10 protein-coding genes and 1 pseudogene are annotated in these 6000 nt (G+C 42.7%); 8 read left to right on the top strand and 3 right to left on the bottom strand.

From position 1 onward, the window contains the following. From QUA56_RS37000 to QUA56_RS32295, 4 genes and pseudogenes are all read left to right on the top strand, one after another. Positions 1-171: an element excision factor XisH family protein gene (locus tag QUA56_RS37000; protein WP_445242970.1), complete on the top strand. Its 171-nt coding sequence runs from the start codon at positions 1-3 to the stop codon at positions 169-171. Positions 172-222: 51 nt separating this feature from the next. Continuing rightward, positions 223-594 (top strand): annotated as a pseudogene (locus tag QUA56_RS32305) (XisI protein). An 89-nt stretch (positions 595-683) separates the two neighbouring features. Continuing rightward, complete coding sequence (locus tag QUA56_RS32300; protein ID WP_333366784.1) at positions 684-1058, top strand: DUF433 domain-containing protein; 375 nt, start codon at positions 684-686, stop codon at positions 1056-1058. Between the two features lie 200 nt (positions 1059-1258). Continuing rightward, complete coding sequence (locus tag QUA56_RS32295; protein WP_333366781.1) at positions 1259-1450, top strand: hypothetical protein; 192 nt, start codon at positions 1259-1261, stop codon at positions 1448-1450. A gap of 213 nt (positions 1451-1663) precedes the next feature. Here QUA56_RS32295 and QUA56_RS32290 read toward each other — a convergent pair whose 3' ends face one another. Together QUA56_RS32290 and QUA56_RS32285 are read right to left on the bottom strand one after the other, a co-directional pair. Further along, complete coding sequence (locus tag QUA56_RS32290) at positions 1664-2446, bottom strand: GUN4 domain-containing protein (protein WP_333366778.1); 783 nt, start codon at positions 2444-2446, stop codon at positions 1664-1666. A gap of 73 nt (positions 2447-2519) precedes the next feature. Further along, the gene (locus QUA56_RS32285) at positions 2520-2858 is read right to left on the bottom strand and encodes a hypothetical protein (protein WP_333366775.1); all 339 of its coding nucleotides are present in this window, start codon (positions 2856-2858) and stop codon (positions 2520-2522) included. A 161-nt stretch (positions 2859-3019) separates the two neighbouring features. Between QUA56_RS32285 and QUA56_RS32280 the strand changes: the two genes are divergently transcribed. The 4 genes from QUA56_RS32280 (at position 3020) to QUA56_RS32265 (ending at position 5651) form a co-directional block, all read left to right on the top strand. Then, positions 3020-3856, top strand: a complete 837-nt coding sequence (locus QUA56_RS32280) for an Rpn family recombination-promoting nuclease/putative transposase (protein WP_333366773.1) — start codon at positions 3020-3022, stop codon at positions 3854-3856. 65 nt (positions 3857-3921) lie between these two features. Continuing rightward, on the top strand, positions 3922-4761 hold the full coding sequence (locus tag QUA56_RS32275) for a pentapeptide repeat-containing protein (RefSeq protein WP_333366770.1): 840 nt from the start codon (positions 3922-3924) through the stop codon (positions 4759-4761). Between the two features lie 138 nt (positions 4762-4899). Beyond that, positions 4900-5319 carry a XisH family protein gene (locus QUA56_RS32270; protein WP_333366767.1) on the top strand — a complete coding sequence of 140 codons (420 nt, stop codon included), beginning with the start codon at positions 4900-4902 and terminating at the stop codon, positions 5317-5319. Further along, positions 5307-5651 (top strand): XisI protein, encoded by a 345-nt coding sequence (locus QUA56_RS32265; protein WP_333101792.1) that lies wholly within the window; start codon positions 5307-5309, stop codon positions 5649-5651. Before QUA56_RS32270 ends, QUA56_RS32265 begins: the two co-directional genes overlap by 13 nt. A gap of 163 nt (positions 5652-5814) precedes the next feature. On the opposite strand, the gene QUA56_RS32260 is transcribed toward QUA56_RS32265, so the two are convergent. Beyond that, positions 5815-5943 (bottom strand): hypothetical protein, encoded by a 129-nt coding sequence (locus QUA56_RS32260; protein ID WP_333366765.1) that lies wholly within the window; start codon positions 5941-5943, stop codon positions 5815-5817. Positions 5944-6000: the final 57 nt, after the last annotated feature.

Below are 6000 nucleotides of genomic sequence, written 5' to 3'. Positions count from 1 at the left end.
ATCAGAGAGTCTATAATTGCTGATTTAGAGCAAGCTTTGGGTCAATATACTCTTTACTATGACATCTTAAAACGGACGGAATCAGAAATACAACTCTATCTTGCAATTCCACTAAATGCTTTTACAGAGCTTTTTGAAGGAGAAAAAAAATGGTCAGATATTGCTAGATAATAACCGCCGAAATTTGGTTGTTTTCCACCCCAAAATAGAGGAAATAGTACAATGGATAGCTTAAATAATTATCGCAAACTTGTTAAGCACATCCTTACTGAATACGCTGAGATTCCCGTTTTTGACAGTGGCATCCAAAATGAAAGAATTTTTGATTTGGAAAATGACCGTTATATGTTAATAAATATAGGTTGATTTAATTAGCAGCGAATTCACCATTGCGTGATTCATATTAATATTATTGACGGTCAGGTGTGGATTCAAGCAAATAATACGGATCGCCTGATTGCTGAGGAGTTAGTTGCAGCGGGAGTTCCGGCGGCTAAATCAATTGTTTTGGGGCTTCAACCGCCTGATGTTAGACCTTATACTGCTTATGGAGTGCCTACTAGGGAGCAGCAGCGAGAATCTTTGAAAGTATGATGGAGTGGAAAGGATTTGAATGGGAGGGCGAGAATTTATGAGTCGATACAGTAAGGTAAAATGAAGATAATCGCTTAAAGGTTACAACTATGACTTCGGTATCAAGCGGAAAATCAACCATTATTCGCACCGAGCGCGGACTCACGATCGCAGGTACGCGGATTACACTTTATCAACTCATGGATTACATCTGCGCTGGCTATCCACCCAAGCTAATGCACAATCAGTTTTACATAACCGACGAACAATTCAACGCAGCAATGTCCTATATTGAAACAAATCGTACTGAAGTAGAGGCAGAGTATCAAATAGTTTTGCAACAGGCAGAAGAAATCCGGCAGTATTGGCAAGATCGCAATCGCGATCGGCTCGCTCAGATTGCAGGAATGCCGCCAAATCCCGATCGACAGGAAGCTTGGGCAAAACTTCAGGCAAGAAAAGCCAGACTTGCTGTATCAAGCTGATGATTTTTATAATTGACCATAATATTGAGGGGCAAGCTCTCATGCTTTTTGGCAGCATAACTGCCGGAGGTTGGGTTGATTTACTATCGATTCGCTTCGTGATTTTTGAATAAGTTCAGTTACCAATTAATAGTAGCGATCGAATTGTTTGGCGATTTGCTCAAGACAACCAGATGATTCTGCTGACAGCAAATCGCAGTATGAAAGGAACAGATTCGTTAGAGCAAGTTATTCGTGAAGAAAGTTCACCAACTTCGCTACCTGTTGTTACCCTCGGAAACATCGATCGACTGGCTGAGCGTGACTACCGGGAGCAATGTGTCGATCGCTTGATTGAGCTTGTACTTTACATCGAAAACTATATAGGAGTTGGTCGGATTTTCATTCCTTAACACTGTCGGCTTTAAGGGACGATTGAGCGATCGCGCTTTTTCTTATTTGTTAAGGGCGATCGCGCTTCAAAAACCTTTAAAGCAGGCGATGGGAGAAGGTTGTAGAAAGGTGAGGGTGATGAGGTGCTAGTTTTTAGGAGTGAAAGGGCGATCGTCACTGAATCTCATAGTTTGTACAAGTGTATCAATAAGTTTATGTGACCAGGATTTTCATTACAGAGCAATGCCGTAACCTGAGAATCTATTCAAGACAAAGAGGAATACATGATCGCTCACCCTTTTAGTTCCCCGTAAGTGAGCTTCATCAAAATAATTCGTTGTTGGAAGATGTCCATATGGAGCTTGGATTGCAAAAGTAAGATCATTGTATTTTTTTAGCTCCACACGGCCTTCCCTAGAGTTAGGATCGTACCATCCTATGCGTTTAACGAAGCGCTCTGTGAATTCACAGAATTCCAGCAGTTCCTGATTAGTTTGATTTCTGCCTCCCATTACGATATTACGCATCAAGCGTAGTTTATCTTCTCCTCCTAGCTCTGACATAATTCGCTTTTGTACACTAAACCCAAAGCGACCATTGCTATATTTAAGCCAAAGTCGATCTATAGTACAAAGGTCTTCACAAGGTAAGTATTCGGTTGTTGGCTGGCCAAACCAATTGTCTCCCATAAGGCGCTGATATTCCTCATTAGACAATTTTTTATATGCTATGTTATTTCCTACGGAGAGCATCATCTGGCTTGTTTCTTCGTCAGCTTCTCTCCATTTACCCTCTGCTAGTAGGTCACGAAGGCGCGTGTAGTTATAGTGAATAGACACGCTGCTGTCAAGTGATACTTCAAGATTTGAATAATCTACTTGATTGGTGTAATTCTGGCTTGATGCTTTACTAGCTTGAGTCCTACTTGATGTCTTACTAGCTTGATTACTGCTTGATGCTTGTGACACCACGAAGTAGACAACTACAGCCAGCACAATTAAAATTAAAATCCACATTGATACTTTCCTTGATTAGGTAATCAGGGGAATTGCCACTCAATCCCCTGATGGTTGTGTCTACTGGTAAAAATTAATCAAAATTGCTTGAACCGCCATAATTACCGCTACCATAGCCTGTTTCTTTGGCTATCTCTAGCATGGTCGATTGATTAGATTTTACTTTTTTTAGTTCCCTTTCTACTTTATCTCTTTCTTCCTGGTCTGCTATTCCGATTTGCTCTTCAAATTGAGCTATTATTGTCGAGTTAGGAATATCAGAAACCTGTGAAGGGGATAAAATTCCTTGAGCCAAAGCCAAAGTAGCCATAATATTCCGAATTGCCTCCACAAGGTTGTATGGTAAACTCACTTTTGTCAACTCCTCTGCTAGGGTAATTTGTAAATATGAACGCGAGCCATATCCTGGCATTTAAGTATTCTAATGAGCCAACTTCATCTTTGTCAGTGATAAAAAGTGATAAAAAGTGATAAAAAGTAATGACTTTCCCCAAATCGCCCTAAAATCTCTTCTCAGGTAGATGCCCATAGAGTTAAAATCTTCTAGATAACCCCTCTCACAACCCAACTTCCTTGGCCTACGACAACACCTGCAAATATCTAGCAGAAAAATTCCCCGCCGCCTTCGTCCGCTGGCTGCTACCAATTGACGAACCCACCGATGTTCAGGTACTCAAAACCGAACTAATTCAAGAGCCCATCCGAGCCGATTCTCTCGTTTTCCTGCAAACAGATAACCAAATCCTGCATCTGGAATTTGAAACCAGACCCTATTCCGACCCGCCGATCGCCTTCAGGATGCTAGACTACTACGTCAGGCTCAAACGGCAATACTCCTGTTCCATCAATCAAGTAGTAATCTTTTTGCAGCAAACAGCCTCAGAACAAGTTTTTGTATCGGAGTACACAGACGCGAACACCCGACACGGCTACCGAGTTATCCGCCTGTGGGAACAAGACCCCGCTTTACTGCTGTCCGTCCCCGGCTTGCTCCCATTGGCGACATTATCTCAAACCAACTCACCGCGAACTTTGTTGGAGCAAATAGCGAATCGGATTGCTACAATAGAAGAACCCAATCAACAAGCGGATTTGCTCGCTTGCACCCAAGTGCTCGCAGGTTTGAGGTTTGAAAAAGACTTAATCAGACAACTATTTAGGAAGGAAACTATGCGCGGGTCTGTGATTTACCAAGAAATTCGCGAAGATGGCCTCCTTGAAGGAAGGAAAAATGAGGCGCTGTCGTTCCTCAGTCGCCTGTTGACTCGACGTATCGGTCCGATCGCCCCTGAAACAAGCGAGCAAATTCAGACTTTATCCGTAGAAGAATTAGAGGATTTAGGAGAGGCGCTGCTAGACTTTTCAGAAGCCTCAGATTTAACCAATTGGTTGAACCAACGCCAGCCTTAATTGCTAAAACACAGTTTGATCGGTTCAAAACTTCACCAAATATATACTTTAAGGAAACTTAAGCCATGACCGTTGATGAAGCAATCGCGATCGCAGAAACAGTCCTCGATGGCGAAGGCTTAAACGACGTGCAAGAGCTCATCTTCAGACAATGCTGGGAAGGCAGACATTCCTATGAAGAAATTTCTCAACTCTCTCAATATAATGATGAATACATAAAAGCGCTGGCGGCTAAACTCTGGAAACAACTCTCAGAGGCTTTTGATGAAAAGGTAAAAAAAAATAATCTTAAAGCAGTTATAAAACGATACTTGCGACGACATAAATTGACATTACATCGCCATCAGGAAATAGAAATAAACCTCAGCGGTGCTAATCTAAGTGGAGCAACCTTAAATTTAGCTAGTCTCAGCGGAACAAGACTATTATTTACCAATTTTAGTGAATCTGTATCGTCCCAAGAAAATTTAGAACCAACATTATTTCCTGATAATAATATTGACTCCTCAGAAGAAATCATACAATCTGAAGAAGATAACAAACAAGCTCTGTCTAATCCAGAACAACGGATTTATCACTGGAATGATTTGCGCTTTCACAGCCAAGAACAAGTAAAAATAGCCGAAGCGCTCGATCGCACAAACACCCTATTCTTCCCCAACTCCAAAGCCCGCCTCACAACACCCGCAGGTAGACAAAACCAAGAACCAGATTTCCTGATATTCCACCAAGGCAAATGGGGTATTCTGGAAATATGGCATCCCGACACAGAAAAAGATGAAACGCGCGATCGACTGTTTGCATCTCACGGCATCTCCACCATCCACTACTGCGACGCTAACAGATGCCGCGAAGAACCCGATCGTATTGTCCGAGAATTTTTAGATTTATTGAGTCAGGGATAGGGCGATCGCATTTAGTTAATTGGTTGAACGAACGCCAGCCTTAATTGCTAAAACATACCCTCCTATCATTGGATCGATCGGCGATCGGGCAGCACGATTCAATGGTAAAATACAAATAGTAAAGCGTTCTCAGTGGCTATGCCTGCCAAAGATCGATTTCATGAAGCCGTAAAAGTCGCCCTCCAAAAAGATGGCTGGACAATTACCGACGATCCACTTACAATCCCGATCGAGCGCCTCAGCAACCTCTACATTGATTTGGGAGCAGAAAAGTTACTCGTTGCCGAACGTAAAGGTCAAAAAATCGCAGTTGAGGTCAAAAGCTTTCTTGGAGCCTCTACACTTTCGGAATTTCATACGGCCTTGGGTCAGTGTCTTAACTATCGCTACGCACTCGAAGATACCGATCCCGATCGAAAACTTTACCTCGCCGTTCCTGTCAGCATTTATGACAACTTTTTTGTTGTTCCCTTCATTCAATCTGTGATTCAAAGGAGTCAAACCCGTCTCATCGTCTACGATCCTACCACGGAGGAAATCAGACAATGGCTAAACTAGATCGTTATCGAAATGCCGTGCAGCAAGCCTTACTCAACTATGCTCAGATGCGTTCTGGAACTTCTAGCAATTCAGAGTTAGAACTCCAAATTCTGTTCGATCCACAGCGCGACCATTACCAATTAGTGTATGTCGGCTGGTACAAAAGTAAGCGTGTCTACGGCCCGATTTTACATCTCGATATTAAAGATGAAAAAATCTGGCTACAACTCAACACAACGGCAGACGATATCACCCTGGATTTGATGGAATTAGGTATTGCTAAAGATGATATTGTTCTGGGGTTCCATGCACCCTATATGCGCCAGTTCACAGAATTTGCCGTAGGTTAATGCCATTCTGTTGCATCGGTTTCTTTATTGTATAGATCGCTCGTACTGGTTGTGAATCGCCACCCAAAACCGATGCCCGCAAATTCTGCCAGTACGCAGCCGTCAAGGGTTCGACCTCCGAGTCTAAACCCTCTTGCAGTAAACCTTCTAGTTTGGCTTGTGCCTATTTTCGCTGGCGATTTTGCTGCACCAAATCTAGAAAATACTCTACCGCACTGGCATAAGCCCCTGCCTGAATTTGATCCTCAATATAGGTTTGCAGCTCTTCTGGTATGGCAAGAATAACGTTCATCGTCAACACAGATTTAGGATATCTATCATTGTATCGATCGGCGATCGGGCAGCACCA

Origin of the sequence: Microcoleus sp. N3A4 (assembly GCF_036701805.1) — a bacterium.
Lineage (GTDB): Bacteria > Cyanobacteriota > Cyanobacteriia > Cyanobacteriales > Microcoleaceae > Microcoleus.
This window is presented reverse-complemented; position numbering and strand designations above follow the sequence as displayed.